The sequence below is a fragment of the Allorhizobium ampelinum S4 genome (assembly GCF_000016285.1).
In the GTDB taxonomy this organism is placed as follows: Bacteria; Pseudomonadota; Alphaproteobacteria; order Rhizobiales; family Rhizobiaceae; genus Allorhizobium; species Allorhizobium ampelinum.
This window is the reverse complement of record NC_011989.1, coordinates 1907716-1933450: the sequence shown is the minus strand read 5'-3', so window position 1 is coordinate 1933450 and position 25735 is coordinate 1907716. Positions and strand designations below refer to the sequence as shown.

The 25735-nt window shown below is 56.2% G+C and carries 33 protein-coding genes; 7 read left to right on the top strand and 26 right to left on the bottom strand.

Annotated features, from left to right (window positions below):
* Window positions 1-10 precede the first annotated feature (10 nt).
* The 5 genes from recG to AVI_RS09245 all read left to right on the top strand — a co-directional run bounded on the left by recG (window position 11) and on the right by AVI_RS09245 (window position 4825).
* Window positions 11-2116 carry an ATP-dependent DNA helicase RecG gene (gene recG / locus AVI_RS09260; protein WP_041697990.1) on the top strand — a complete coding sequence of 702 codons (2106 nt, stop codon included), beginning with the start codon at window positions 11-13 and terminating at the stop codon, window positions 2114-2116.
* Between the two features lie 112 nt (window positions 2117-2228).
* Window positions 2229-2360 (top strand): hypothetical protein, encoded by a 132-nt coding sequence (locus AVI_RS31710; RefSeq protein ID WP_267889558.1) that lies wholly within the window; start codon window positions 2229-2231, stop codon window positions 2358-2360.
* Window positions 2361-2593: 233 nt separating this feature from the next.
* Window positions 2594-2833, top strand: a complete 240-nt coding sequence (locus tag AVI_RS09255) for a hypothetical protein (protein WP_015916101.1) — start codon at window positions 2594-2596, stop codon at window positions 2831-2833.
* A 67-nt stretch (window positions 2834-2900) separates the two neighbouring features.
* Window positions 2901-3119, top strand: a complete 219-nt coding sequence (locus AVI_RS09250) for a hypothetical protein (protein ID WP_139192604.1) — start codon at window positions 2901-2903, stop codon at window positions 3117-3119.
* 476 nt (window positions 3120-3595) lie between these two features.
* The gene (locus AVI_RS09245) at window positions 3596-4825 is read left to right on the top strand and encodes an RDD family protein (RefSeq protein ID WP_015916100.1); all 1230 of its coding nucleotides are present in this window, start codon (window positions 3596-3598) and stop codon (window positions 4823-4825) included.
* Window positions 4826-5243: 418 nt separating this feature from the next.
* Here the strand turns inward: AVI_RS09245 and AVI_RS30510 are convergent, their stop codons facing one another.
* On the bottom strand, window positions 5244-5423 hold the full coding sequence (locus AVI_RS30510; protein WP_139192387.1) for a hypothetical protein: 180 nt from the start codon (window positions 5421-5423) through the stop codon (window positions 5244-5246).
* Window positions 5424-5746: 323 nt separating this feature from the next.
* Here AVI_RS30510 and AVI_RS29055 point away from each other — a divergent pair, with 323 nt between their 5' ends.
* The gene (locus AVI_RS29055) at window positions 5747-6145 is read left to right on the top strand and encodes a hypothetical protein (protein ID WP_015916099.1); all 399 of its coding nucleotides are present in this window, start codon (window positions 5747-5749) and stop codon (window positions 6143-6145) included.
* A 357-nt stretch (window positions 6146-6502) separates the two neighbouring features.
* Here the strand turns inward: AVI_RS29055 and AVI_RS09230 are convergent, their stop codons facing one another.
* From AVI_RS09230 to AVI_RS29560, 18 genes are all read right to left on the bottom strand, one after another.
* Window positions 6503-7024: an NAD-dependent epimerase/dehydratase family protein gene (locus AVI_RS09230; protein WP_041696635.1), complete on the bottom strand. Its 522-nt coding sequence runs from the start codon at window positions 7022-7024 to the stop codon at window positions 6503-6505.
* A 26-nt stretch (window positions 7025-7050) separates the two neighbouring features.
* Window positions 7051-8970 (bottom strand): hypothetical protein, encoded by a 1920-nt coding sequence (locus AVI_RS31335; protein WP_015916098.1) that lies wholly within the window; start codon window positions 8968-8970, stop codon window positions 7051-7053.
* Entirely contained in the window at window positions 8967-9149 is a 183-nt protein-coding gene (locus AVI_RS09220) for a hypothetical protein (protein WP_041696633.1), read from the bottom strand. The genes AVI_RS31335 and AVI_RS09220 overlap by 4 nt, the downstream gene beginning before the upstream one ends.
* 3 nt (window positions 9150-9152) lie before the next feature.
* Entirely contained in the window at window positions 9153-9455 is a 303-nt protein-coding gene (locus AVI_RS09215) for a hypothetical protein (protein ID WP_139192388.1), read from the bottom strand.
* A gap of 91 nt (window positions 9456-9546) precedes the next feature.
* Complete coding sequence (locus AVI_RS09210) at window positions 9547-10173, bottom strand: hypothetical protein (protein WP_081358837.1); 627 nt, start codon at window positions 10171-10173, stop codon at window positions 9547-9549.
* Between the two features lie 27 nt (window positions 10174-10200).
* Complete coding sequence (locus AVI_RS09205; protein WP_041696629.1) at window positions 10201-10407, bottom strand: hypothetical protein; 207 nt, start codon at window positions 10405-10407, stop codon at window positions 10201-10203.
* Entirely contained in the window at window positions 10382-10786 is a 405-nt protein-coding gene (locus tag AVI_RS09200; protein WP_015916095.1) for a secretion protein HylD, read from the bottom strand. The genes AVI_RS09205 and AVI_RS09200 overlap by 26 nt, the downstream gene beginning before the upstream one ends.
* Window positions 10783-11127: a ubiquitination-like system serine protease family protein gene (locus tag AVI_RS09195; protein WP_041696627.1), complete on the bottom strand. Its 345-nt coding sequence runs from the start codon at window positions 11125-11127 to the stop codon at window positions 10783-10785. Before AVI_RS09195 ends, AVI_RS09200 begins: the two co-directional genes overlap by 4 nt.
* Window position 11128: 1 nt before the next feature.
* Window positions 11129-11707, bottom strand: a complete 579-nt coding sequence (locus AVI_RS09190) for a lysozyme (protein ID WP_015916094.1) — start codon at window positions 11705-11707, stop codon at window positions 11129-11131.
* On the bottom strand, window positions 11694-11939 hold the full coding sequence (locus tag AVI_RS09185; protein WP_041696625.1) for a DUF7940 domain-containing protein: 246 nt from the start codon (window positions 11937-11939) through the stop codon (window positions 11694-11696). Before AVI_RS09185 ends, AVI_RS09190 begins: the two co-directional genes overlap by 14 nt.
* Before the next feature lie 64 nt (window positions 11940-12003).
* Complete coding sequence (locus tag AVI_RS09180; protein WP_015916093.1) at window positions 12004-13017, bottom strand: phage late control D family protein; 1014 nt, start codon at window positions 13015-13017, stop codon at window positions 12004-12006.
* The gene (locus tag AVI_RS09175; RefSeq protein ID WP_041696624.1) at window positions 13017-13250 is read right to left on the bottom strand and encodes a tail protein X; all 234 of its coding nucleotides are present in this window, start codon (window positions 13248-13250) and stop codon (window positions 13017-13019) included. The genes AVI_RS09180 and AVI_RS09175 overlap by 1 nt, the downstream gene beginning before the upstream one ends.
* Complete coding sequence (locus AVI_RS09170) at window positions 13247-13666, bottom strand: phage tail protein (protein WP_015916092.1); 420 nt, start codon at window positions 13664-13666, stop codon at window positions 13247-13249. Before AVI_RS09170 ends, AVI_RS09175 begins: the two co-directional genes overlap by 4 nt.
* An 82-nt stretch (window positions 13667-13748) precedes the next feature.
* Window positions 13749-14684: a Rha family transcriptional regulator gene (locus AVI_RS29045; protein WP_015916091.1), complete on the bottom strand. Its 936-nt coding sequence runs from the start codon at window positions 14682-14684 to the stop codon at window positions 13749-13751.
* A 90-nt stretch (window positions 14685-14774) separates the two neighbouring features.
* A complete protein-coding gene (locus AVI_RS29040) occupies window positions 14775-15566 on the bottom strand; it encodes a BRO family protein (RefSeq protein ID WP_015916090.1) in 792 nt (263 codons plus the stop codon).
* The gene (locus AVI_RS09155; RefSeq protein WP_041696622.1) at window positions 15563-15835 is read right to left on the bottom strand and encodes a hypothetical protein; all 273 of its coding nucleotides are present in this window, start codon (window positions 15833-15835) and stop codon (window positions 15563-15565) included. The genes AVI_RS29040 and AVI_RS09155 overlap by 4 nt, the downstream gene beginning before the upstream one ends.
* Window positions 15832-16140, bottom strand: coding sequence for a hypothetical protein (locus AVI_RS09150; protein ID WP_015916089.1), 309 nt, complete (start codon window positions 16138-16140; stop codon window positions 15832-15834). Before AVI_RS09150 ends, AVI_RS09155 begins: the two co-directional genes overlap by 4 nt.
* 50 nt (window positions 16141-16190) lie before the next feature.
* Entirely contained in the window at window positions 16191-16358 is a 168-nt protein-coding gene (locus AVI_RS29560) for an Arc family DNA-binding protein (protein WP_080516977.1), read from the bottom strand.
* 93 nt (window positions 16359-16451) lie between these two features.
* Here AVI_RS29560 and AVI_RS09145 point away from each other — a divergent pair, with 93 nt between their 5' ends.
* On the top strand, window positions 16452-16715 hold the full coding sequence (locus AVI_RS09145) for an Arc family DNA-binding protein (protein WP_041696620.1): 264 nt from the start codon (window positions 16452-16454) through the stop codon (window positions 16713-16715).
* A gap of 147 nt (window positions 16716-16862) precedes the next feature.
* Here the strand turns inward: AVI_RS09145 and AVI_RS09140 are convergent, their stop codons facing one another.
* The 7 genes from AVI_RS09140 to AVI_RS09105 all read right to left on the bottom strand — a co-directional run bounded on the left by AVI_RS09140 (window position 16863) and on the right by AVI_RS09105 (window position 25731).
* Window positions 16863-18740, bottom strand: coding sequence for a phage tail tape measure protein (locus AVI_RS09140; RefSeq protein WP_041696618.1), 1878 nt, complete (start codon window positions 18738-18740; stop codon window positions 16863-16865).
* Between the two features lie 4 nt (window positions 18741-18744).
* Window positions 18745-19215, bottom strand: a complete 471-nt coding sequence (locus AVI_RS09135) for a phage tail assembly protein (protein ID WP_015916087.1) — start codon at window positions 19213-19215, stop codon at window positions 18745-18747.
* Window positions 19212-19745 carry a phage major tail tube protein gene (locus tag AVI_RS09130; protein ID WP_015916086.1) on the bottom strand — a complete coding sequence of 178 codons (534 nt, stop codon included), beginning with the start codon at window positions 19743-19745 and terminating at the stop codon, window positions 19212-19214. Before AVI_RS09130 ends, AVI_RS09135 begins: the two co-directional genes overlap by 4 nt.
* 26 nt (window positions 19746-19771) lie before the next feature.
* Window positions 19772-21034 carry a phage tail sheath protein gene (locus tag AVI_RS09125; protein WP_015916085.1) on the bottom strand — a complete coding sequence of 421 codons (1263 nt, stop codon included), beginning with the start codon at window positions 21032-21034 and terminating at the stop codon, window positions 19772-19774.
* A 96-nt stretch (window positions 21035-21130) separates the two neighbouring features.
* Window positions 21131-21355, bottom strand: coding sequence for a hypothetical protein (locus AVI_RS09120; protein WP_041696617.1), 225 nt, complete (start codon window positions 21353-21355; stop codon window positions 21131-21133).
* A complete protein-coding gene (locus AVI_RS29035; RefSeq protein ID WP_015916084.1) occupies window positions 21355-22512 on the bottom strand; it encodes a hypothetical protein in 1158 nt (385 codons plus the stop codon). Before AVI_RS29035 ends, AVI_RS09120 begins: the two co-directional genes overlap by 1 nt.
* A 9-nt stretch (window positions 22513-22521) precedes the next feature.
* Window positions 22522-25731: a DUF4815 domain-containing protein gene (locus AVI_RS09105; protein ID WP_015916083.1), complete on the bottom strand. Its 3210-nt coding sequence runs from the start codon at window positions 25729-25731 to the stop codon at window positions 22522-22524.
* Between the last annotated feature and the right edge of the window lie 4 nt (window positions 25732-25735).

Here is a 25735-nt window from a genome sequence, read left to right as displayed (position 1 = left end):
TGCCGCCATCATGCGTCCATCCCTGCTCGATCCCCTGTTTGCCTCCGTTTCCACCCTGCCGGGCGTTGGTCCGAAGCTGGCGCAATTGCTGGCGAGCCTGCTGGGCCGCGAAGATGCTGAAGACGCCCGCGTCGTCGATCTGCTTTTCTTAAGCCCCCATCGCCTGATCGACCGGCGCAACCAGCCAGGAATTGCCCGAGCCCCGCAAGGTGCCATTGTCACCGTGACGGGTCGGGTAGACCGCCACACGCCTGCGCCTAAGGAAAATCGCAACGCGCCCTACCGGGTTTTCCTGCATGACGAGACCGGTGAATTAGCGCTGACATTCTTTCGCGCCAAGGGCAATTGGCTGGAAAAAGCCTTGCCGGTCGATGAGATCATCACGGTTTCGGGAAAAATCGACTGGTTCAATGGTCGCCCCTCGATGGTCCACCCGGATTTCATGGTCAAGGCCAGCGAGGCGGCGACCATGCCGCTGGTCGAGCCGGTCTATCCGCTTACGGCCGGCCTTTCGCCGAAAGTGCTGAAAAAGGCGGTAGACCACGCTGTGGAACGCTTGCCGGACTTTGCCGAATGGATCGATCCGGCACTGGTGACGAAACAAGGTTTCGACGCTGTCAAACCAAGTTTTGAGCGATTGCACAGCCCCCTTGATGAAAAGGATGTGGATCCGCAGGCCCCGGCCCGGCGCAGGCTGGCCTATGATGAATTTCTGGCGGGCCAGGTCTCTCTGGCACTGGTGCGTCAACGCTTGCGCAAGGTGGCGGGAACACCGGTTCGCGCCACGGGCGAAATGAGCGGAAAAATCCTTGCCGCCCTGCCCTTTACCCCCACCAACAGCCAGAAGGACGCTGTTGCCGATATCTTGAAAGATATGGAAAGCGACAGCCGCATGTTGCGCCTGGTCCAGGGCGATGTCGGCGCGGGCAAGACGCTGGTGGCGCTGCTGGCCATGGCGGCTGTGGTGGAAAACGGCGGCCAGGCCGTGCTGATGGCGCCGACCGAAATTCTGGCGCGCCAGCATCATGCGACTCTATCAAAAATGGCGGCGGCTGCCGGAATCGCCGTCGATGTGCTGACTGGACGCACCAAGGGCCGCGAGCGTGAAGCGGTGCTGGAGCGAATAGCCTCCGGCCAAGCGCAAATAGTTATTGGCACCCACGCGCTGTTTCAGGATTCGGTCAATTATCACAATCTCATGCTGGCTGTAGTCGATGAGCAGCATCGCTTTGGTGTCCACCAGCGGCTGCGACTGACAGCCAAGGGCGTTTCGCCACACATGCTGGTCATGACCGCCACGCCCATTCCGCGCACGCTGGTTCTGGCTGCCTTCGGCGATATGGATGTCTCCAAGCTCACCGAAAAACCGGCGGGCCGCAAACCGATCCAGACCGTAACCGTGCCTGTGGAGCGAATCGGCGATATCGTTGACCGGCTTCAGGCGGCGATTGCTTCCGGTAAGAAAGCCTATTGGATCTGCCCACTGGTTGAGGAAACCGAGGAATCAGAACTGATGTCGGTCGAGGAGCGATTCGAGGTGCTGAAAATGTGCCTCAAGGCGCCCATCGGCCTCGTGCATGGCCGCATGAAAGGCGAGGAAAAAGACGCCGCCATGCTGGCTTTCAAGAGCGGTGAAACACGGCTGCTGGTAGCAACCACAGTGGTCGAAGTCGGGGTGGACGTGCCGGATGCGACGATCATGGTGATCGAACACGCCGAACGCTTTGGCCTTGCGCAACTGCACCAGTTGCGCGGTCGGGTCGGGCGCGGCGCTGAGGCCTCTTCCTGCATCCTTCTCTATAAAGGCCCGCTGGGCGAAACCGGCAAGGCGCGGCTGTCAATCCTGCGCGACAGCGAAGACGGCTTCCTGATTGCCGAAGAAGACCTGAAACTGCGCGGCGAAGGCGAGCTACTCGGCACCCGCCAATCCGGCACGCCCGGCTTTCGCATCGCCAGCCTTGAACACCACGCCGACCTCTTGGAAGTCGCCCGCAAGGACGCCGCCTATCTGCTGGAACGCGACCCCGATCTGACTTCGGCACGCGGCGAGGCGGTGCGCACATTGCTCTACCTGCACCGCCGCGATGAGGCCGTCCGGTTCCTGCGGGCTGGATGAGGAATGACAAGGTAGGCAAACAGGTTTGAGGCACTTCTCATCTGTCGGATTTCGCTTGCTTTTCACCCGGCAATCGCGGCTAGCTGTCATTCTCAACACGGAGGAAACGACAATGGCTAAAGGTCAAGTACGCGGCAACAAGGAAACGCGAAAGCCGAAGAAGGACAAGACAGTTGATAAAGCCGTAGCGCCCACGCTCGGCTCACAGGTCAAGAACAGCGAATCCTCGACAAAAAAGAAATAAGTGCGGAAGGCTTAGCCAAGGCCCGGCAGGACGAACGCCAGTTCTTCGCAATTTATACGTCGCCTTCACCCAAGTTGGCCAGTCGCCACGATATCCGTTTGCGGCGACTGCCTGGCCACAAGTGGCAATCTCGAAGAATTTTGCTCACCGCGTTCCAATGGACACGTGAAAAAACGGCATTGACTTTTCTCGAGAAAAGAACATAAAGAGAACAAAAGAGAGAGGATAGTATCATGTCTGACGCTGAAAAAATTATTGTCGTGCAGTTCAAAAAGAACCGCGCCGGTATTGTGCCGGGCGATATGCGCCAAGCGTCAAGCGTAGCTTCAGCAGAGAAAATTGCTGGTGCGATGGCCACTCGCTACATTGGCGTTGCCGCATACGCAGTCACAATCGATGAGGAAAATGGAAGCATGACGAACCCACGCTTGCTGGTATCACACGGACAGATCTCCGACTTGATTCCAGACTGATCGAGCAGCGCATCAAACCAAATTTTTAAAAGATCTTGATGTCATTTCCGCTTTTGAGGACATGACATTGGTCATCCCAGAATCCATTTCTCAAAAACGCGCCTTAGTGGGCGGCAGTAACGCCGAACTGAAAGCATTATTCGGCTGGAATTCCGACGCGATGGCCGCGCTTTATACTAAAAAAGCCGACCGTAAGAAACTCTCACAGGCGGCGGCAACGAAACTGAACGGGAACATCCTATCCCCTCACCCTGAACCACAAACCCCTCACCTTAAGAATGAATGAGTAATTTCAGAGCCTTACAAAGTAAATTTTAGAGATTGGCGATCCCTTCAGGACTCGAACCTGCGACAACCTGCTTAGAAGTCTCATTTTAGACCAATAAAAACAAGAGCAAAGCTCCAAACTCTCGTCACTAGCCAATGACAAAATTCAACTTCTTATCGACCGATTCCAAACTATCGCTTGATCTCTAATAGACTGCGACGGACCTACCGTCGGTAAAAAATCTCATTGGCCACAGCCTCTGCCAACAAGGTCATTGACTCCTCTCCAAAATGAGAACGTTTAGAGAACAAGCGAGAGGTTGCACATATGTCCGAAGCTGGGAAATTTGTCGTCGTGTAGCACAGGCTTCAGGATCAAATGGCCTGCTGGTTTCAACGTTAAGCTTGCTAAAATTTACCGATCTGTCGTCGGCACAACTTTACCCTGCTTTCTAACCTTGATACCGGTTACCGTCATGGGGACAGGGGAAGCAGATGGCAGCTTGGTACTATGCAGCAGGGCAAGATCAAAAAGGCCCTGTCGGAGAAGACGAAATACGTGCGCTCATAAAGAACGGGCAGATCACAAGAGAAACCAATGTATGGCGTGAAGGCATGGATGCTTGGCAACAAGCGGCAGAGCATCCAGACCTGTCAAGCGCGCTCTCGATACCGCCTCCATTGCCTGTTGCGTCATCAGGAAAGAGACCACCACCAATTTTTGAACCACCTATAGTTAAACCGGGAATCGTGATCACCTCGCGACCTTGGCCACGTTTTTGGGCGAGGTCCATCGACAATCTCATCTTCACTCCGCTATTCAGCTTCGGAATAGGCTTTTGGTCGGTTCTATATGCTCCGGATATTTACCTCCAGATCTTGACGATGAATGACCTCCTTTTCAGGATCCTATTGCTTCCGCTCATCGCCATATTCCTTGCTTTTTTTATGATTGTCGTCGGCACCACACCTGGGAAGGCCATTGTCGGCGTGCGAGTGCCTGTCCCCCAGGGCCGGAATCGGATTACTTTCTTCCTTTCCAGAGAGTTCAAGGTTTGGACTCAAGGTCTTGGGCTTGGCATCCCTTTCGTCGTGCTCTTTACTCAAATCCGCCAATATCGTCTTCTTGCAGAAGGCAACGTCGCCAGCTACGATGAAGGCAATCCTGAAATCATCGCCAATCCATCGAAAGTGCGTCTGGCCGCGGGGATCGTCGTCGTCGCAGCCCTGTTCACGGGTAATATTATCCTGGGGACTGAAGATCAGAAGGCCGAGACAAATCTCAACACCAAACAGACCTGGATGAACCCAGTTACGAATAAGACGGCTACCATCGGGAAGACCTGGCAGGCACAGGAGGTGAAGATCAACAGCGGGCGGGTGTTTTACTTCGCCTCCAACGAATTGCTTGTCGAGGCAATCTTTGGCTACGAGCAGTTTCCATCTGGCGGGGCGACGGTCGCCGCCTATGCCGATGCGCTGAAGTTGGCTGTCGCCCCGGATGTCAGCCTCGACTCGCAGTGGAGGCCCGTCACTATCGAAGGCATGTCAGCCTTCAGGGCGACGGGAAAATCTGTAAAATACACTGACCGCATTGTTGAAGTGACTGTCGTGGTCAAAGGACGCGACGCCTGGAGGACGCTCATATTTGCCAGAGGGAATTCGCCCGCACAGGCGGCAGAGAAAGATAAGTTTGTACAAGCCATGCTGGGAACGGCGAATTGAACTATCGGCGGGCGTTACTTGTTTCTTGATCATGACATGGAAAAAGAAATATCGGTGGCGGCGAACTTGGCCCGATGAGCCAAATTCGGCGGATGATTATGTTGGTTATGACGGCGAAGAATATATTGGCCGGATTTACCTGGACATGCAGACGCCCTTCTTAAGGCTACTGCCCTGTTCGACCTCTTTCAATGCGATCCAACCGCTCACGCAGATCCGGCAGAAAATCTGCGCGCTCCATAAACGTTGCCCTGCGCTATAAAAAAGGCCGGAAGATCACTCTTCCGGCCTTTTGTCTAAGTTTCGGAGCGAGGCACTGCCCGATCTCGTAATTCGCTGTCCGCCTCTTCAATTGCCCGAGACAAGAGGTAGGCCAGCATCACCTTGCCCTCTGCCTCGGCGATGGCCAGAACCCGCCTTAACTCGGCAGCGACAAATTCAAGGTCTTCCGCGCCTCGCAAGTTCTTGTTGCCAGCAATCGCCCGTCTGGATCGTTTTCCATTTGAGCCATACTTATCAGGTACGATAGGAATATTTCACCTTCCCTTTCCGCCAACTGTTTTGCCACGTTCAAATGCTCAGCAATAATTTTGTTCATATTTATATCCCCAACCAATGGTCGAAGGATAACAAAACGATTGATGAAAACATCCCTGAATCAATAGTGGTATTGGTCACATACCAATTGAACTTAGTCGCACGACGACAGGATATACGACAATATACATCCAAAAAATTGCAGTTTAAAATTCATATGTATTTCCAGGTTGTTTCGAAGAAATTATTATCGAACCTAAGCCGGCAGATGCACCTGTTGCGATCTTCAAACCTTACACAAACCGGGAAAACCCCACGTCGCCCCCTTCCACTTATCCGCGATAAGTGATTACTCATACACGGGGATTAAGTTAGGGGGCTGTCATGAGAGTTAAATATGTTGCCTTGGTCGTTTTGGCGGCCATTTCCAGTTGTGCAAAACGTCCTGATGCAATTGTTCCTGTAGACATTCCGATGGCTGCCTATACGAACATGGACTGTCAGGCGATTGCCCAGGAAACGCTGAAAGAGCAGGGCCATCTCGCTGCTATATCGAAACAACAAAATGATGCTGCAAATGGCGATGCTCTCGGCGTCTTCCTTCTCGGCGTACCCGTATCAAGCACCTTTGGCGGGGACAAAGAAGGGCAAGTTGCAGTGACCAAGGGCAAGATAAACGCAATGGAATCGGCCATGCGAAGCAAGGGCTGCAACGCTACTCCGGCTGAAAAAATCCCGACCAAACCAGTTGCTGGAAGTAAGCCGGGTCCCAAGACACCCTAACGCAGCGATTGCGTCGCCGATCGTCTATCGTTTAAATCTACTCAAAGGTAGGGTTGCTATTTTGCGAGCCCCTCCCCTTTCCTTTTGAAATCACAGCATTATGTTCCACCGCACGGCGCAATCAAGCGTCTTTAGGAGTGGGGCTTTGGGTACTTGGATGCGGCAGCTTTTAACGAAGCGCTCCAAAAACTCGATAGGTCTGAGGCTCAATTAAAGATACTACGTAACCAGTGGATAGGAGAGTTTCTGCACTTAGATGCATTAAGTAAGACGGCGCAACAGACAGAAATCATGACCAAGCCGTCCGGAGTGAAGGCATCTCTGCTCCGTTTGATAAGGCGTTAGCCGCAGCAATCATTAACCCGCCGACCGCTCAACAAGCGGCCGCTGAACATGGAACCCATGTGGCATCGTCAACGCTTTAATATAACACTGCACTACCTCTAGCTCTGACATAACCACTGGGCTTCCTGGCGGCGTGAGTGGACCGAAACCACCCATGCGGATTGATATCCCTGATCTTCTATTATCCCCGCGACACCATGCTTCGAGAAAAGCCTCTGAAGCAATCTTGCAGGCAGCGTAAGGATTGATCGCCCGGACGCCATTACCATCTTCGATCCCGAATGAGCTGGTAAAAATGACCCGCTGCCAACTCGCCGACAGAACGTTTATGAACGCAAGCGCGTCATCAGCAAAAGGTTTCATCGTCTCGTGAGGCGGCGGCGAGGTTGCGCACCATATCAAAGTGCAATCTTCGATAAGGTCGTGGTCTTGATTTAGTCCGATATCGACGGGCAAGACCTCTTGTCGAGAGCGCAGAAGTTCCGCCACGACGATAGCGCCAATCTTCCCAAGAGCACCATAAACAACGATCACGTAGGTATTCCTTTTTTGTGTTGATCTTAAGCCGCCCTGTAGCAACCGTTGAACTTTATTGTTGTGCCCGAAGCAATGACCGAGGCACCTGAGCTGGACACCAGAAGTAAAGAGCCGCCAGATGATACAGTTGCCCGGCCCGAAGCGCCCGTAGATAAGAAACATGGAATGATCGCGTCAACAAACGCGGGCGCCGGGAGGCCAGTAGGAGACAAGATCAAGATACCGTTGCCCGTGCCCGCTGTCGTGATCGTGACGGTACCATCAACATAAACCACACCATCGGACTTGCGATAATTAACGGTCCCTGATGCAGCTGTGATGGCCCCAGACTCTACGGCAATTCCAGTGGCTTGACTGATCGCCACAGGAATGGCTGGCAAGAAATCGCGGGGCATCTCACTTGAGTTAGTAAACACATCAGTGGTTGGTGCCGCCCCTGTAGACTTGACAGTGCCCACACGTAAGCCATTGATCCCGGTAAGATTCAATCGAGACGGAATTGTTCCAACTGCCCCATCTTGTGCACCACAAGTAATGCCATCAATCATAATCGCGGCATTGTTTGAACCCGGCACTGAGTACATATGTGCCTTGGCATTTTTTCCCGCACCAAGCCATGTATCCTTGATGCTAAGACCGACGTTGGCGCCGCCAGCAGCGGACCCTAAAACGAGACCCATGCCGCCCGCACCAACCGTCTCGCTTGGAGAATACTGACCATCCAACATACAATTGACGATCTGGCAGGCAAGAGATTGTTCAATCGTAAAGGAATCCCCTGCATTAGTTGTGAGGCGGATCTCTCGGAAAGTGACACCTTCAGTTACAATTTCACCCGTGCCCTGGAACAGGATCTTGGAATTATCGCCGCTAATGTTTTCAAAAGTCGCGTCCACGCATATCGTACTCTCCACTGCCGGCCTATGAATCAGGAGAGGCACATCAATCCCGTAAATTTTAGAAATAACCGCTTTCGACAGAGCTTCGACGCGGATTCCTTTCGCAGTGGTGTGCACTTCAATGTCATGGACGGACAATCGATATGGTGTCGTCTTGTTCAGATTCATAAATGACTGCAACCGGCCTGCCCCATCTGTAAACCGGAGACCAGACACCTCCATTGATCCGGCCAGAATATTAAACAGATATGTACCGACCGCCGACGCCCGTATCTCAGGCATTCCCCGACCTTCGATGTCTAATTCATACACACTAGACCCATTTCGTCGAGTTTCCAGCGCCGCATTGACCGTGGTCGGGTTAAATTGCCAAACGCTGCCAACACGGGGAATAATGATCTTGCCATATCCACCCGTGATTGCCGCCGCAAATGCCGCCGTGTCGGCAGCCGCGTCACCAGCTCCAGCGCCGGAGGCTTGCGCCAGGTTGTACGATCCACGCAACGCCAGCGCCGGCGCAAAAAACGAGGCCTCTTGAAGCGCTGCTGATTTGATGTCGAGGTTTGCGCGACCATTAGCCTTCTGATCCGCGGTCAATCCCTGCGCTGCTGTATCCACCCGCAGCCGGTTGCCAAGCGACGTTGTCATGGTCGTTGCAAAATTCGGGTCGTTGCCAAGCGCCGTGGCAAGCTCATTCAGCGTATCGAGCGCCGCAGGCGAACTATTGACCAGCGCGGCAATGGCAGCCGAGATATCAGCTGGCGTGGCTTTGCTGGCCAGCGCAGCGATCAATCCGGTAATCGTGGCCATCGCCTGCTCGCCGGTGTGGTTCGCGCGGTTGATCACCTCCGTTACCGTCGCGGCCAATGCGGCGGGCTGGATTGCCGTGTCGGCCTTATCCCCCTGCCCCGCGGATGCGAATTCGGATGCATCCAGATCAGCCGCGCTGCCAAGCTCCATAGCTTCGCGCAAGGCGATTTTCAGCTCGCCGGCGTCACCATTGAGGTCATACAGAAATGCGTTTTTGCTCTGGACCTTGCTCATGCTTCAGCCTCCAGGGGCGCGTAAACGTAGGCCCCGTTGCGATCAATCAGGTAAAGTTCGGTGGAACCGGTGCGCACGACCCAGCCCATGCCATCAGGCAGGTCTTCGGTGGGCGCGACAGGCGTCCAGGAACAGAGAGAGCCCAGCGACAGGCCGGGTCGGCCAAAATGCAGGGACATGGGTCAATCACCCTGCATTTCGATCCGCAGGGCGCTGTCGCCCTCCGGATAGCCATAGACATCGCAGGCCTCGGTGAAGCTGGCGGCGTAGGGCTTCAAGGCAGTCATGGTCATGAAGTGGAAGCTGGCATCACTGGCCGAGGCATCCGGGTCCGGCGCAACGTCTGGCTCGCCCGATCCAGCCTCCACACGACGGATGTAGAGCGTGCCGGTCTTTGGCAGGTTGACGAGAATATTCAGCACGCCGCCGGCGATCAGTGTCCATTGCGATGCCTGACACAAGACCGCACCATCTTTCAGGGCCATGGGAAATCCTTTCGCCGCCAGATCTGGCGGTTCCATCAAGGGTTTGAATTGTCGAATTACGTTGCTGTGGCTGCCCGATCAGGCCGGGTAGTCAGCTCGGCGGGCGCTGGCCGTAAAGCTGGCGCTCGAAGCGGTCCTGCCGGTCGCGCATATCCAGCAGCAGGTCGCGGGCGCTATAGGTGGTGGCCTGTCCCTGCTTCAGTTCATCGATCTGCTTTTGCATCTGCGCGCGCTGCTGATCTTCCGATTGCCAGGCCCGTTCCAGCTCTGCCCGAGGCACCTGGTCCTTACGGATGGTTTCGAGCTGCGAATTCACCTGGCCGAATTTGTCGATCAGGTCATTACGGGAAACGACCCTGTTGTTTTCATAGGTCGCCTTGAAATCCGTAAAAGCCGCAACCGACAGGGAATTTTGCGCCGTGACGCGCAAATCCGTCTTGGTTTCGGAAACCGCCTCCTTGATCGGGCTAAGAGCTTGCGAGCCGAGCGCAACGATAATCCCGAAACAGACGCCAGCCGCTGCCCAGATCACCGGCCACTGTGTCTTGCTGGAGCTGCGCAATTCATTCGACAAAGCGTTGATCGAGGATTGCACGCTCTGGAACCCGGTGTTCATGTTCGATCTGAGATCGACAATGTCCTTGCCCTGGTTTTCGACGCGCTCGCTCAACCTTGCCCAGGACGCCATCGGGTCGAACAAATTGGTGCTGGCTGCCACGTCCTGTTCTCCTGTCGCCATCAGCCCCTACGTCCCCTGCAATGAATTGATTATCGCCGCCTTGGCAGCATTCAAGGCACGGCAATCCGCCAGAGCCTTTCTGTCCTGGCCCCACAGCCGGTATTCGTCATCCCGGTCAACATCGGCCGGGATGAAAGTCAGATTGGGACACTCGGCCATCACGGCGGCCGATACGTTCGGCCTGCGGTCATGGCTTGGCGGCGCCGATTGCATTGAGCGCGTTCCGCACCCCGTCAGGGATAGGACCGCAGGCAGCAACGCCAGCAGCAGCATTGGGTTTCGCATTCTTTCTTTTCCTTTCGTCTGCAAGCGCTGCTTCCAATCCAGCAACCTGCCCGACATGCGCGGCGATGGTGGTGACCAAGGCCGCGTCGGCGGCATTGATCTGCTTTTGCTGCGCCTCAACCTTGGCAATCTGTTTCAGGTCCGCCCGGCGCTGCGCCTCGGCCCATTGCTGGCGGACTTCGACGCGGCCAGATTCCTTTGCGGCGGAAATGCCATGCAGGTGCCAGGCGATCAGCGCGGCTAGCGCGCCGATCAGCACCAGGCCGCGCCAGCCGATGGCTTTGAGGATTGTGAGGGCGATGGTCATTCTTCACCCCGCGCTGGCAAATCTGGAATTTCGACCGTCTGCCCCACCAACGCATGGGTACAATCACCGAGAAACTGAATTTTCCCGCTACCTACAAACGAGTGACAAACCTTAGGAATATCCTTGGTTTCGTCGTCAAATTCATCCGGGTTGTCACTTGGCTCTTTCCATGTCACGAGAATGGATGGCGAGAAGGTTGGTCGATCTTTATCGCCATTCCATTGCCAACGCGGCCCCGGTCCATGGCCAACGGCAACCTGGTGCAATCCATTGCAGCCAGGGCACATGAAGCCGAGGCGCCCACCTTCGATGGATCTGAGTTTCTTGCTGATCGCAGCCATATCACAGACCACTTACACAAAGTTCGGCTTCGCCTATCCGATTGGCGTCACCCATTTCCCTGCGGTTAACGAGACCGGTGATCACCTTGCCACCGGCGCGATTGAACGCAGTGGCCGCTTCGCAGCTTTCCCGGAATTTACCCACCTTCGCGAGACGAACGGCAGTCGAATTGCACGTTGCTCCAACACCGACATTCCACGACAATGTCAGCATGGTGGCCCGCCAGGAAAGCGGCTTCCTGTCCCAGTCTCCCACGCATTTAGCAACCGGAGCCCGGTAATCCTTGACCAGCTTCACGACAAGCCGCTTGTTGCAGCCTTCTTGGGTCTCAACCATTCCAGGGCTGACTTTATCGGTATCACCGTCGCAAATGGTCCAGACCGGAGGGCGCGCTATCGTGTCGTAATAGGCCTTAAGCGACCGACCTTCCCAAGGCTGGATGATCTTGACGGCAAGGGCAACGTCGTCGGGGACAGAATAGCCACCGAAGACGGAAACAACGCCACCGGTCGCAATGGCGACGATACCAGCAATCACAATTGATGCCCTCTTCGTCGGTTTGATTTTATTGATCGGCATCGGACAATCCTTTCTGGGCAACGACGCGCGCCCATATCGCAGCAAAAGTCAGCAGTCCTTGGAGTGCGCGCAGAGTGAGATTGACCCACGCCTCAAGGCCGTAGGCACCATCGACAAGAGCGTCGACAACAGGCTGGATGACAAAAATCAGTCCAGCGGCAGCCGTGAAGCGGACAGACCAAGCCCGAGCCAGAACCATTCGCCAATTTTCGACAGGCCTTAATTTGCGCATGGCACACCGCCACCCACGAAGAGTTCTTCGCGATCCATGATCGTTTCCTTATGTTCGTTAAAATCTAGCGGCTATCCTGGCCGGCCTTGCCCTGCGGTTCGCTCAGGCTGATCGAGGTCGTGTAGCCGGAAGAGCGGGAAAGCTCGTCTGTCACACTCTTGATCGTATAGGTGCCATCCACCCCGGCCCGCAGGCCGGAGAGAATGCATTTGCCGCCCGGCTGCGGCGTGGCATCGCCATTGATGACAACCGATCCTTCGGCCTTGTCACGGGCAGCCTTCCTGGCGCCGGACTTCGCCCTGCGATCAGCATGGTCCTTTGATGAGGTGGAAAACCCGGATTGCAGATCCGCGTCCACCGTGTCGCCACTGGCATATTGCGCCGCCAGCCGCGAAGCCTTGTCGAGATCGTAATAAGTCTCGACCTTCTGTTTGATACGCGGGCGATCCGTGACCGGGGCGAAGCCCGACGCCGAAAGCAGGATTGACCGCGTGACGGTAAAGGCCGAAAGATCGGCCCCGGTCACACCCTTGCCGTAGGGTACAAACACGGCGGATGTGCCGGAAATCCGGAAGATTGCGCCATGCTCGCGCGCCAGCCGCTCGCCAAAGGCAATGAAGCTTTCCGCATCCATCGCCTCCCAGTCCAGAACCGTATCGGCATAATCCGCATGGACAGAAACCGAGATACCCGCATCTTCACCTGCATCCTGAAGAACGGACTTCAAGGGTTTGCTATCCCAATGCTTTTCCTTGCTAGCCTTTGCCTTGCCTTTCAACGAAACAGACCGGGCCGTTACCGAAAGCACCGAACCGGAACCCCGGTTTAGGGACCAACTGGCCGTATCCACTTCACCGTCGAATGTGCGGATCGCGCCATTTTCTCGGCCCAGCTCAACATGCACTTTCTGCCCCGTCTGCGGCCAGCGCAGCGTGCCGCCGCTGTCGTCGAGGTCGAACTGCGCCGCATCCGCCGTCTTGTCGACGCCCTTGGTGATCGAGGCGGACAGCAAGACGGGCAGGAAGTTTTTCGTCACCACCCGCCCGTCAACTGAAACCAGAAAATGCGCTTTTGCCATCAGTCGAACAGGCCTGTAACTTTGCTGTCGGTCGTGTCGGTCGACAAGGCATCCTTGGTCGGCACGGTCAGCACCGTCCCGCGCGGGACTTCCGCACCCTTGCGGGCAAGATCCTGGTTGAGCGACCAGACCTGTTCGCAGGCACCCGTGACCACCGCACGGTAATGTCGGGCCAGCACGCCAGATAAGGTCAGACCGTCGCGGCCAACGATGATGGTTTCCGTATCGCTCAAGACACCAGCTCCCACAAAGTCGAGAAGTAACTTTCGCCGTCCGGTGCATCGGACTTTTTCAGCTCGATTTGCATATCGATCACCTGGCCGACACCCTTGGTATTCAGATAGGTGTGCCCCTCGGTAATGCGGGTGATGACAAACCAGCCCATCACCTCGCCATCGCCGCGCAGCACCAGTTGCGGCACCTGGTTTTTCAGCAGGGTTTGCAAGGTCTTCAGGTTGGACAGGCCACCGAGCTTGTCGGGAAACAACCGACCGGCAAGGGTCATCTGCTCCGGCCCCTCGCCCATGGCTTCCAGCGGCGGGCGCGCACCAATCACTGGCTTGTCAACAAAATCCGCCGTCGTCTCGCGCGAAACCCCATCGAGGTTGAACTTGAGATCGAAGGTTACGACACCGATTTGATAAAGCATCATCCTGCCTTAGGCTGGCCACAAACACGAGCGCCCCGCCGAGAGACCCGGCAGGGTGCAAATTTCAGGTTTTTTCAGGTTTTCAGCCGCTCTTGTTGAGCAATTTGATCACCTCGGCGCGCGGCACCATCACCGCACGGGACTTGACCATGCCGAATTGCAAGGTTCGTTTCGAAGCTTTCGCCCCGCTCAACAGACCGAAAGCAACATCCCATGCTCCGGTCCATTGGGTATCGGCAAAATGCCGAGCCAGAAATTCATGCCGGGTGGCAATGGCAATGAAGTTGCTGTCACTGGCCGGCCCGACCAGAATGCCGAAGCTCTTGACCTTGCCCATTTCCACTGGGTCGCTGAACGCGGCGTAGACACGCTCACCGAGAGTGCGGCCGTTGCCGGCTGCTGCCCGCATCAGGTGAAAGAAGCAACCGACCGGATCGTCTTCCGGCGATCCACACAGCACCGAAAGGGCCTTGTTTGACACGTTCGGCAAATCTCTGTCGGCTTCCAAAAGCGCCCTTGCGGCCTCGGGTCCATAGACCTGGTTGATCATACCGACGTATCGTGCCACCGAGTTGATCTTCTGGATATGAATGCCCCAAGCCTTACGGTCGCGGCCCCGAGGAAGGTGATCGTCAGCCGGATGCGGCTGGACCCGCTTAGCTTGAGCGAGGAGTTCAGTTTCCATGGCATTGAAAGCGGCTATATAATCAAGTTTGAATTTCACCGCCTTAGGCCCAGTGAACCCCATCACTAAAAGCGTAAAGCCATCGCGGTTCATATCGAACGCCCGAAAGTCGCGAGCGCCACCATTGGGCATTTTTACTTCTCTCGATGATGGTGCAAAATTGCACGAACATACATCAGGGGCAATTTCAAATAGATTGTCTATTGCCCGAAGAACTTCACGGTGCTCTTTTTCGAAAAATTCCGCCACATCGACGCTGCTCGCAAACACCGCGCCAGCCTTCACAAACACGACCGGCTGCACTTCTGTCTTTTCCATGGTTTCCGTGGTCATGCTGCTACTCCCATCATCTGCATCTGATCGCGCAGGGCCGACGCCTGCAAAGCCAAAAAATCCATCTTCATGATTCGCCTTTCTATAAGGCTAGGACGATTGATCGGTGATCTGGATGTGGTGCTTTAGACGCACACCAATATAACGCGATCCAGTGCTGACATGCCGCTTCACGATGCCCGCACGGATCAGAAACCGCCCAAATGAAGAGTTCATGATATATGGCGCATTGTTCGTTGCAGACCACTGCTGATAACGCTGATAAACCTCCTTGCCGGTGACCTCAGCCTTCTGATCGAACACCATGCATTCATCAATGAAATCGTAGACATATTTCATTAGCCCCTGGGCCTGCCTGCGCTCTTTATCCGACGTCTCATCCTTCGGCATCGGCAGGCCCAGTTCCCGCCACAATGCCGCTGCCGCTTCCTTGCCATGCGCGAGACGTGCCTCACGCACCAAGGAAAGCTGCTCACGAGCAATCTCCCAGTCGATCACCGGCTCAGGGGCGAAGCACCCGGTATGGCGCAAAGCTGGCAAAACCTCATGGAAAACAAACCGCTTCAGGCGTTCGGCCTCAGGCTTGGTGCTGGTGAAGATTAATCGGTAAAGGCCAGGTTCGTTGACGATAGTGGCATTCGGGTTGCCTGCACGAATGCCATCGCTATCATTGATGGCATTGAAAATAATACCCTTACTGTCGGTAAGTGTATTCAGATTGCAGGACCTCTTTTCGTCATCAGACAGTCTTGTCAGTGCCTGGCGACTGTTCTCCAACCTAAGGCATCTACATACATCAACCGCCACAAACCATTCTTGCCCGTCATGCTCGAAGGCCCGCACAGCCTGGTTTTCAAAATCAAAGGTGAGAAACCCGCTCATTCTGAAACTCCATTTGGCTGAGGAAGGCAACGGAACAGAACGAAATCATTATCTCTGGTCACAATCCATGTTCCACCATACATTTCCGCCAGCAGGCAGTGGACGTCCTGCAAAGCCTCAGTGACACGGTCTTCCACCGGAAGAACGCGCTTGGCAGATGATGGGGCAGACAAGGAAAGCACCGCGCCGGCCAGCCAAAGTCTTTTCAAAAACGTCCGCCGCGATCTGCTGAATTTCGATTTTTCATGGCGAATATCCATCACGGTCATGATATGAGCCCTCCTTCTCGGGACTCATTTCGTTCCTGCGTTTCGATTACGGTGAGAAGATACTTTTCCGCATCGCCTACCAGGCCTTCTAGATACCATGCAAGCTCCAGCGCAGATTTGTTGCGGCGATATGTTGTTTCAGGGTCTTCGATCACCAGCAGATCGTTGATCGCGCAGACGATACGCTGAATAGATAAGATCTTGCCCTCGACATCCGCGAGTAGACAGACCAAAGGCTCGGGTTTTATTGAAGGTTGCTGGTGGCTTGCCAAACCGGGCACGGTTTTGCTATCATGCTTCCGCATGTTGATGATCCTTTCTAGGATTGTTTACGTATCAGAAAGAGCGGGAAGGTTTACGAGGCCTTTTTCCCGCTCTTTTCATTTTCGTCGCTGTAAGCGCGCTTGAGGTGATAGACAACCTCGGCATTCATGGTCCGCTCGTTCTCAGCTGCTACCCTCTTGATGATCTCGCGAAGGCCATCCGGGAGGCGGATAATGAGTTTGTCGTCGGTCTGCTTCATAGTTCTTTCCGATTTAATGGCTCATAGCCACAATGTAAACGTGGCTCATAGCCGCGCTTGCGTCAAGCGATATTTTATGGCTCATAGCCTTTTATGGTTGATCGCACTCCACAAGACCAAGACAAATACGTCCTTCGTTTCCCCGATGGCTTGAGAGACCGCCTCAAAGATGAGGCGGCGAGAAATAATCGCAGCCTGAATGCTGAGATTATCCACCGCCTCGAAAACTCGTTTGCGTCTCTTCCAGAGATGGAACAAGACGACCTCCAATCGATCATCCGGCAGATTGACATCGTAAAATACAATCTCGTCCAAGCTCATTCCAAGAAGAAACGGGAGAGTGACGGAAAAGAGTAAAGGGTTTTACTAAAAGTGATGCCCTTTGGCTCCTTGCTCGATCAATCAAAAAGGCCGGGGATCAAATACCCGATCTTATGCATTAACCGCTTGTAGCCGCTTCAGGCTGAATACATAGTCCCATTTCAAAATCCACATGATAGTCTCCTATGGCGCATCGATAAACTGCCCGTTAGACTGCTGCTGCACCGCCTGCCCCGTGCTGCGTGGCTGCCCACCGCCCGGATTGGCCATGAATGAACCCAGTGCGCCGGATACCTTCGAAAGAAAAGCCGCCCCGATAGCCGATCCGATGGTGTTCGCCTGACTTTGCATTGCCGTAGCAGCCTTGTCGCCACCCTCGGCGATTTTGTCAGACAGCACGGCGCCGATGTTGGGCGATCCATTCGTGCCCGTCAGCGATGCATTCAGCGCATCCTGAGCATCCCTGAATTCAGTCGGCATGGAAGGCACAGCATCCCGCATTGCCCTTTGTGCCGCCAATTGGCCCTCACCATACATACGGCGGTTATAGGCATCTGATCTCGGGTTTTCCGCTGGTATCGGAACTTTCTCCCACGGCTGCGGGGTGCCACGGCCCGAAGGCCCCCAAACCTGCGGTTCCTTGCTGGCTGGCGGGTTGAAGAAATCCATCACATCCTTGATTTCGCCGCGCCCCATCTGGGCAAGAGCCTTGCGGAAGGCTGTGTTTTTATCCATGACCGACGCGCCGGGGTTTTTCTCGCCATACTGCTTGAAGAACTCCAATTGCCGCTGCTGCAAATCATTGTAGCTAAGGGACTGCCCCTGCACCCCAGCCGCTTCATCCGCCCTTTCATCCAATGTGTTGGTGATCTTTTCCAGAGCTGGGTTCACGACCGTCGCCACGCCGCCGCCCACCTTGGTCATCAATGCATCCCAGAGATTTGACATCTTCTGGATCTTCTGCTGACTGGCTTGGAGCGCCTGGTTCAAGCCTCGCTCAACGGCGCCAGACGCACCATAAAGTGCCGTCGTCAACTGCTTGGTTCCCATGCGCAACTGGATCAATGCACGCATACCATCCTGCGCCTGAGTGTCTTCGAATATCAATGGGAGCTTCGAAAGATCGCCCTTGGTCGCAATGATGGACATATCGACAAGGGTATCCATCACATCCTTGCCTTCCTTCTTGGCCTTGTCCAAAGACTTTGGAAGGTCAATGCCGAATCTCTTGAACTTATTCGCCGTTTCATTGGAATACATTTTCTGAACGACATTGCCCAATGCCGTTGCAGCCTGCTCACTGCTTCCCGTCTGTTGCCGAACCATCTGGAGCATGGCGACAACTTTGGCCAAGCCCTCTTCACCCTTGTAACCAATCGTCGCGAACGCTGGCAGCAGCTTTGGCAGGTATTGCGACATATCCTTCAGCTCGAATTTCCCGGCATTACCGCCCTCAACCAGAATATCGAAAGCCTTCTCCATTTGCCCCGCGCTGATACCAAACGAATTCGACATGGCATCGGCGGTATTTGCAATATCGCTCACAGCGGAGTTTGATGCTTGGGCTGTCCTTGCAACGGATGGCAGGAAGGCCAGCGCCTTTTCCATTGGCTGGCCAGCCGACACAAGGCTTTCCAGACCGCCGGTAACATTCCCGACGCTCAATGCTGTCTGGTTTGCCACCCGCTGCACATCCCGCATCGCCGGCGACAGATCACCGAATCCCTTGTTGGCATTGATCAGGATACGGTTCACCTTGTCTTCGCTGGAGGCGAAATCCAGATAAGATTTCGTCGCGGCCGCACCCGCCACCAAAGCAACAGCGCTGACTGTCCGGCCCATCATGGCCATTCTTGCCATTCTCTTTTCGGAAGCCATATGGCGTTCCGTTAGCAAGCGTTCCATTGCCTTGTCTTTATTAGACAGCCGAAGACCCTTGTCAGCCAACATGTAATCGCGCTCGGCTCGCTTCAGCCGATTCATATTGCCAATAACAGCCGATGTCTTCGCGCCGGTCTTGTCGACCAGATCGACCACCAGCGAGGCTTGCAACTTGCTCAACGGATCATTCCCCGATCATGAAGGACGGCACGACATCGCGGTAAAGCTGAAACACAGCCTCCGCGTCCGGCCATTTCAGCCGCTTGATCACGGCTGGATGCAGCCCGGTCAGGCGGGCCAGCATGGCGCGGGTGCCAGAGATTTCGCCGGAATAGAAATCATCGATATCCTGCTGTTCCGGCAGCCGCATGGTGACGGTGGACAGCAACACGCCGTCCACCTTGGGCTTATGCACCAGCGTGTAAGACCGTGATCCGGCACGCTCGTCCTCGTAAACGACAACCGGATCACGCTCTTCGTCATCCGCATCAGGCGAATTGTAAACCTCGCCTACCGATGTGGTGAAGGCGTCGAGGTCGACCATCGTGGCCTTTGGCGCGGGGGGCACTTCCGGCACGGCGGGTGCAGGCCCGGCCAGGGCCTGCCCCAAAGGATCATCGACCGGCTTGCGGTTGCGGCGCGGCTCCACCATCATTCAATCCCCAGCGCCACGCGGACGGACTGCGTTTCATCATTGCCGAACTGGCGCACCGTCGAGGTGAAATAGTCCAGATAGAACCATTCCGTGCCGTCAACGGTGAGCTGGTAATGAGTCACTTCCGTGATGCCATGGTCGTGGCCAAAGGCGCTTGCCCGGTCGAAGCTGTCGGGCGTTACCTTGCCGACAATGCCCTGGATCACAGCCTTGGCCTGCGAAATCACCCCGGTCTGCTTGTTGCGCAGCACACCATAGGCGGTGAATTTCTGGCTCTCGCTGCTGCCGATCCCAAGATATTTATAGGATGTCTCGGTAAAGCCGGCCAGCTTGAAGCTGGGCTCCAGCGCGTTGAAGGCGCCGACCGTCCAGTTGACGCTCATCACCGCACCGCCGCCCAGATGCGAGACAGCGGCGCGCTCCAGTGTCGGCAGGCCAAGGCTTTGCAGCTTGACGTGGTTGGTGTCCTCAGGGTCAGCATCACCGACGAAGATGTTGACCTGTTCGAGGATAAGCAGTTTTTCAGCCATGTGCGTGTTCCTTATCTCGCCAGCGGTCAGGCGTTCTGTGCCGCCAAGATTTCATCGATGGTGGCATCCAGCGCCGCCGCGTAAGGCCGGGAGGCCACGGTCAGACGCTTGAAGACCGGGGCTTCCTCAAACTGCATATCCACGTAGATATGCCCGGCGCGCAGGTCGCTGGCATTGTTCTTGTCCGGGTCGAACCGCGCACGAAACCCGAGGATATCGCCATTTGACTGCCGGTTCTGAAGGATGGTCGAAATGGTGTTGACGACAGACTGGATGGTCTGTGTCGTCAGATTGTACTTGCCGAGGTAGGAGCGCACGGTACGCAGCACGGTCAGCTCGACAAAGTCGCGGCCACGGACCTTGTGATACTGGTCCCAGACGCTTTCCTCGGACAGGTTGTCCGTGCCGATGAAAACATAGCCGCCATCGGAAATCGAGAAATCGTCGCCGCTCTCGCCCCGCACGATGATCCCGCCGTGCACCGCCAGGATCTGCTGTCCCTCGGTCGAGCCGTCCGTCAGCGAAAACCGCAGGTTCTTCTCGACGCCGGTAATGCCGTAGACCGTCTGGTTGGCAATGGACTTGAACGGCGAGCCGTCGTTCTCGTAATCCCTCCGCACGAAGAGACCGGCCACGCGCGGGCTCATCGGCCGCAACACGTCCGCGCCGGTGCTATCAGTGGCATAGACGCCACCGGAAACCGGAATGATCCGCATGCCTGCATGCTGCTCAACCCAATCGGTGAAATCGTCCAGCCCGGCCGGCCCATCAGCAATCACCTGCGCCAGGATCTGGTTGGCCACGGTCGGCAACGAAGCCAGCACCGGGTTGGCGGCGCCATCGGCGTGGGTTTTGGTAAAGCCCGGGCAGATCAACAGGCGGGGATAGACGCCGACATCCGGACCGGCATCGAGAAATGCGAAGATGCCCGTGCCTGCCACCGAGGTGCCGGTGATGTTGGCCATGGTCGCTGCATCATCGACACCCTCGGCAACACGAACAACCACCAGGGTCGCCGCCGTCTGGTAGCTGCCAAGCTGATCGTTGATGCCTTCAATCGCATCAATGAAGCCGCCATCCTGATCGCAGAGCGCCAGAATGCTGGTGTCATTGCTGTTCAGCTTGACGCAGGTGTTCAGCGGAAACGCCGTGTTGAACGCCGTCTGATCCGCGCTGGCGGCCTTATCGATCGGCATGCAAATGCCAACGACGCTCATCTGCGCTTTCGAGGCCGTCGTCGCCTCGTTGGCGCTTCGGTTGATGGTAATGCCAAATGTCGGGTCGGTCATGACCGAAGCTCCTATTGCTGATAAGCCCCGGCCAGCGGGCAAATACGGCCATAAAAAAAGCCGCCAGAAAGGCGGCTGGAACGGATGGGTCAGAGGTCAGGCGGACGGCTTCCAGGTGCCGACAGATTTTCCGGCGGCGATCCATTCGGTGATTGCAGCCCGGACTTCAACCGCCATTCCATAGGTGTCGCTGGGCCGGCTGCCATAGGTGCCGGAAACCTCCGCACCATCTTCGGTTTTAAAGATGATGGAGGCCACGTAGACCTTGTCTTCGGTGGTCCTGTCCACGGCAGTCAGTCGCGCAAAACTCAGCTTCGACATTATCCAGCCCTCTGCACCAGCGAGATATTCGATCCCGCCGCGTTACCAGCGGAAAACCATATGCCACTGAGAACCGCACCGGCCTTGCTGTCATTGGCGGTCACGTAGCTGAATGAGTTGTCAGACTTGAGACAAGGCACCTGTTGCGTATTGCGCACCGGAAGCCCGCCATTGGTTGAAACCAGCAGAACCCTCCCGACCGGAAAGTTGATTTCATTCACTGCACCACCCTGAAAGACTTCTGCGGCGACGAAGCCAAGAGGATGATCGTGGCCGGTATTATCGACTGTCCCGGTCGTGCTGTTGCTGATCGGCTTGGCAGCCCCAAGTGAAATCGTCCGGTCCGCGCTCAGATCGCCACCACCCGACATACCAGCACCCGCCGAAATCTTGCGGACAAGCGGCGCATACATGGTGGAAAGATTCGAGATCGCAGACGATATCGAGGCGATGGCATTCGAAACAGCCGTGGCGACAAAGGACGTATTCGCGATCCTCGTGTTGCTGCTGCCCGCCGTTTGCGTCGGCGCGGTCGGATTGCCGGTAAAAGCCGGGCTTGCCAATGACGCCTTGTTGGAAAGATCGGATGCCACAGAAGCGGCAAAGTTCTTGTCCCCGCCAAGCGCTGCAAACAGCTTGGCCATGGTATTACCATCCGCCACCACGCCGCCAAGGATCGTCGCCTTGATCGCCTGGACCCATCCGGTCGTCGGGATCTTCTGCGAATTATCATCAGCGTCCGGCGTGACTGTCGTCGGTGTCCCGGTCAGATTGGCACTGTCCAGCGGTGCACGGGTATTGATCAGCGCCGTCAATCCCGTCACTGCATCCGCATCGCCAAGCGCTGCCTGCAACTCGGTAATGGTGGCAATCGCCCCTTCCGCATCGGACAAGAACTGCGAAAGCGCCGCCTTCACATGCGCTGTCGTTGCCAACGTGGCATTGTTGGCAGTAGCTGGCTGGGTGGGTGCCGTAGGGTTGCCGCTGAAGCCCGGGCTGTCAATGGCGGCCTTCAGCGCCAGGGCCGTCAAGATGCTGGCCACATCCACATCGATGGCCGTCAGCGCGCTGATCAGCCTGGCAACATCATGCGCCATGGTGTTTTCGATGTTTGGCAGCGGGTAGTCTCGGTTGCTGGTCTCAAGATCGACGGTCATGTTCTACCCTCAAAACGTCCAGGCGCGCAGGTCGGCAATGGCAGGGCGGGCCGCTGGCGTACCGGTCAGCACCAGTTTAAGGCGCCCGCCGTCCGGCGCGGCATGGCTGGCAATTTTATAGGTGTATTCCACCCAGCCATCGTCCAGGGCCTCGGCCTTCGATAGGGAGGCCGGAACGAACGTGCCGTTGTTTGCATCCGCAGAGACAGCCACCGTCGACCCGTTCGGCAGCAGGCCAGAGAAGACAACGTCCAGCTCAACACCCGATCCCATCGTAAAACTGCGGCCGACATAGTCGCCCATTGCCCGCATGGTTCCGAAAATCACCGTGACATCCTTGTTCAGCAGCGGCGAAACCTTCGACGTGCCGGACAGAACAGCCGTGATAGTAACCGTTCCCGTGGCGAAATAGTCCAGCTCCAGCGTCTGATCGACGGAGACCGTGTAGGTCGTATAGGTCGTGACGCCTTCGGTTACCTTCGGCACCTTCACCTGAAACACCACGGAACAGCTGCTTTCCGGCAGTATGACATCGGAGCGGATCAGAATGTCGGACACGTCAGCCACGACGAAATCGCCGATGGCAATGCTTTTCGTGATCGGCGAAAACACGGCGGCCCGCATCTTGAAACTGATGTCACTGGACGGATGCAGCAGCCAGCTTTCATTGTTCGACCCGGAAAACCGGTCGCCAATCGTATAGGGCTGCGATGTCACCCACGCCTGCGCGCCCGAATCGAAATCGCCAAGCGTGGCGATCCCGATGGAATGGCTGGCATCGTCGGTGCGCAGCTTGAAGGCCAGATAAGTATCGGCCGGATTGTAAACCGGGCAATCCAGCGCCGCTTTCGTCCAGTCCCCGGTGGCAACGGAATTCATATCGATCCGCTTGTTGGCAAACACCGAATTGGTCGGAAAGCCGTTTTCCATTTCCACGAAATCGATATCAACAGGCTTGGAGCGGGTGCCGATAGCGCAGAATTTCACATCAAGCGACGTGATATAGCGCCCCTCGGTCAAAGCGTAGCTCTGCGCCTGCGGGTCGGAACTGTTATGGCCGCCACTCTCATGCTCACGGGTCACGGTCACAGTCGAAAATCGCTCGATGACGGTGGTGGTTTGCGTCGTCGTCGTTTCCAACCGGCCCTCACCCCGGAAGGTCGCCGACGCCGAAAGCCCTGCCCCACCAACCGCTTCGATCTTCTTGGTTCCAGCCGACACATTGGCCGGGATCTGGAACGTGCCGGTGGCCTTGCCATTCACATCGGCGACGATCCCGCCCGGGTTCACATCCAGACCGTCGAAGGTGAGGCCCGACAGGTTCTCGCCGCCGCCCATGCCGGTGATTTCGAAATCAATGTCGATCTGGCGCAGATAGGCAATCACCGTGCTGGTCGTAGTCGATGACACGGTCGAGGACCGGACGCGGCTTTCGCTGCCGGAACCAAACACCTGCGTAACCGCCGAAAGCGAAACCGTCTGGGTTTCGGTCCAATAGTCCGTCGACGGGTCAATGGTGATTTCGAATGGGACCGGGTTGAAGTTCTGGTAGGGATTGATCTTTTCGCAAGCCGTATAAAGCTCCTGCGAAACAACCACTTCCTCGCTGTAATCCAGCAGCCCCCAATCGGCCAGCCGAACGGACCGCACATCGGCGTCAATTGCCAACTGCATCGATCCGTCAAACACCGCCGCCGTCTGGGCCACCCCGAAATCCCGGTAGCTGTCATCCCACAATGGATCGGTAAACACCCCCAGCGTCGGCCCGGCAGAGCGGGCATTGGCGTCGGATTTCAGCCGCTCGATCAGCACCAGGTCGATCACCTCGGAAAGCCTGTCCTGAAGATAGTTCAGCCGCTTGTAACCAATCGCCCGGGTCGCATCATTGTTGATAACAGGCGTGCCATACCAATCATTCTGGACGGTGCAGAGCGACAAGGCATCTTCCGGCTCTGCTGGCGCGTGCGGATTGGCAACCGAGGAGATACCCTTGAGATAGGATAGAGAACCATCGGAGGAAATCAGGATGCGGTCATAGCGCGGCAACTTGTAGGAATATTCGAGGAACATATCCGTCCCATCGACACCGCCCGAAACCACAATCGTGGTCGAAGTGAAGCTGTCAGGCACAACATTGTCATAATAGCGATAGGTCACCTGATAGCTCGACCCGGTCGCAGGCTCGGCGCCAGCGGGAGACCAGTTCACACTGTCACCGGATCGGATGTAATCGGTATCCACCACATAGGTGGTCGAGAGCTGCGCCACGCTGATGATGCTGACCACGCCCGTATCGGGCAGCGCGTCGGAAGAGCCGCCGACACCTTTAGTCAGCGAAACGGTTTTTTCCCGCGTGATCACGATATCTTCGATAGCCGCAATCGGCGGACGGCGAACGGTAATGGTGACCGTGCCCGTGCCGCCGCTGGCAAAGGTATGCCCTTCCAGGCTAACCGATGCCACATCGGGTTCTTCCGCCACGGTCAGGCGGTTGTCGCTGCCTCGGGTGACTTTCGTCCCCTGGACATTGCAGACGCCAGCACCCACGGAAAACACCTGCGCTGCACCGGTCTTGCCGAGCGCGGTGACAACGCAGCCTCGCACCACATAATTGCCATGGGCATCATAATCATAGGTGCCGATCTGCTTTTGCACACCGGTCAGCGTCGGCGGGGCGTCCTGCGAAATGACAGCACCGTCACGCAGCATGGCGTAGGAGTAGAAATCGCCCTCCCCGCCGTCCGTCGCCGTTGCCCAGGTGATCGCCATATTGGTGCGCACCGCACCTTCTTCGCCATAACCTTCCGTGCCGGAAACCAGACCGTAGAAAATACTGTCATCAGCCGCAGTCACAGGCGAGGTTACAACCCGCACACCCAGTGAAACATCGCCAGACATCGCAACGCCTGTCAGCGTTCGGGCGTCAACACTGCGGGGTGCACCTTTCAGATAAATCGACCCTTGCGTGATCAGCACGGTTCCCGCGTCGGCATTGACGACAATGTCAGCACCGGACAGCCGGTCGCCATCGGAGGCCACCAGATCACCAATCGCGCTGCGCTTCTTTTCCTCGATGGAAAACGCCTCATTGATATCGGCGCCCTGCGCAAAGTCACCCTCGCCAAAATAGACGCGGTCAATGTTCGGCCGATCCGTCGACCGGTCATGCACATTGGCAAGATCCGGGTACGTCCCGGTATCGAAAACATTGGTTGTCATTGAT

Excerpts from the sequence above, each read along its gene's own strand:
- recG (WP_041697990.1), top strand. The coding sequence starts at position 11 with ATGCGTCCATCCCTGCTCGATCCCCTGTTTGCCTCCGTTTCCACCCTG.
- AVI_RS31710 (WP_267889558.1), top strand. The coding sequence starts at position 2,229 with ATGGCTAAAGGTCAAGTACGCGGCAACAAGGAAACGCGAAAGCCGAAG.
- AVI_RS09255 (WP_015916101.1), top strand. The coding sequence starts at position 2,594 with ATGTCTGACGCTGAAAAAATTATTGTCGTGCAGTTCAAAAAGAACCGC.
- AVI_RS09245 (WP_015916100.1), top strand. The coding sequence starts at position 3,596 with ATGGCAGCTTGGTACTATGCAGCAGGGCAAGATCAAAAAGGCCCTGTC.
- AVI_RS30510 (WP_139192387.1), bottom strand. The coding sequence starts at position 5,423 with ATGAACAAAATTATTGCTGAGCATTTGAACGTGGCAAAACAGTTGGCG.
- AVI_RS29055 (WP_015916099.1), top strand. The coding sequence starts at position 5,747 with ATGAGAGTTAAATATGTTGCCTTGGTCGTTTTGGCGGCCATTTCCAGT.
- AVI_RS31335 (WP_015916098.1), bottom strand. The coding sequence starts at position 8,970 with ATGAGCAAGGTCCAGAGCAAAAACGCATTTCTGTATGACCTCAATGGT.
- AVI_RS09220 (WP_041696633.1), bottom strand. The coding sequence starts at position 9,149 with ATGTCCCTGCATTTTGGCCGACCCGGCCTGTCGCTGGGCTCTCTCTGT.
- AVI_RS09215 (WP_139192388.1), bottom strand. The coding sequence starts at position 9,455 with ATGGCCCTGAAAGATGGTGCGGTCTTGTGTCAGGCATCGCAATGGACA.
- AVI_RS09205 (WP_041696629.1), bottom strand. The coding sequence starts at position 10,407 with ATGCAATCGGCGCCGCCAAGCCATGACCGCAGGCCGAACGTATCGGCC.
- AVI_RS09200 (WP_015916095.1), bottom strand. The coding sequence starts at position 10,786 with ATGACCATCGCCCTCACAATCCTCAAAGCCATCGGCTGGCGCGGCCTG.
- AVI_RS09195 (WP_041696627.1), bottom strand. The coding sequence starts at position 11,127 with ATGGCTGCGATCAGCAAGAAACTCAGATCCATCGAAGGTGGGCGCCTC.
- AVI_RS09190 (WP_015916094.1), bottom strand. The coding sequence starts at position 11,707 with ATGCCGATCAATAAAATCAAACCGACGAAGAGGGCATCAATTGTGATT.
- AVI_RS09185 (WP_041696625.1), bottom strand. The coding sequence starts at position 11,939 with ATGCGCAAATTAAGGCCTGTCGAAAATTGGCGAATGGTTCTGGCTCGG.
- AVI_RS09180 (WP_015916093.1), bottom strand. The coding sequence starts at position 13,017 with ATGGCAAAAGCGCATTTTCTGGTTTCAGTTGACGGGCGGGTGGTGACG.
- AVI_RS09170 (WP_015916092.1), bottom strand. The coding sequence starts at position 13,666 with ATGCTTTATCAAATCGGTGTCGTAACCTTCGATCTCAAGTTCAACCTC.
- AVI_RS29045 (WP_015916091.1), bottom strand. The coding sequence starts at position 14,684 with ATGACCACGGAAACCATGGAAAAGACAGAAGTGCAGCCGGTCGTGTTT.
- AVI_RS29040 (WP_015916090.1), bottom strand. The coding sequence starts at position 15,566 with ATGAGCGGGTTTCTCACCTTTGATTTTGAAAACCAGGCTGTGCGGGCC.
- AVI_RS09155 (WP_041696622.1), bottom strand. The coding sequence starts at position 15,835 with ATGACCGTGATGGATATTCGCCATGAAAAATCGAAATTCAGCAGATCG.
- AVI_RS09150 (WP_015916089.1), bottom strand. The coding sequence starts at position 16,140 with ATGCGGAAGCATGATAGCAAAACCGTGCCCGGTTTGGCAAGCCACCAG.
- AVI_RS29560 (WP_080516977.1), bottom strand. The coding sequence starts at position 16,358 with ATGAAGCAGACCGACGACAAACTCATTATCCGCCTCCCGGATGGCCTT.
- AVI_RS09145 (WP_041696620.1), top strand. The coding sequence starts at position 16,452 with ATGGTTGATCGCACTCCACAAGACCAAGACAAATACGTCCTTCGTTTC.
- AVI_RS09135 (WP_015916087.1), bottom strand. The coding sequence starts at position 19,215 with ATGATGGTGGAGCCGCGCCGCAACCGCAAGCCGGTCGATGATCCTTTG.
- AVI_RS09130 (WP_015916086.1), bottom strand. The coding sequence starts at position 19,745 with ATGGCTGAAAAACTGCTTATCCTCGAACAGGTCAACATCTTCGTCGGT.
- AVI_RS09125 (WP_015916085.1), bottom strand. The coding sequence starts at position 21,034 with ATGACCGACCCGACATTTGGCATTACCATCAACCGAAGCGCCAACGAG.
- AVI_RS09120 (WP_041696617.1), bottom strand. The coding sequence starts at position 21,355 with ATGTCGAAGCTGAGTTTTGCGCGACTGACTGCCGTGGACAGGACCACC.
- AVI_RS29035 (WP_015916084.1), bottom strand. The coding sequence starts at position 22,512 with ATGACCGTCGATCTTGAGACCAGCAACCGAGACTACCCGCTGCCAAAC.
- AVI_RS09105 (WP_015916083.1), bottom strand. The coding sequence starts at position 25,731 with ATGACAACCAATGTTTTCGATACCGGGACGTACCCGGATCTTGCCAAT.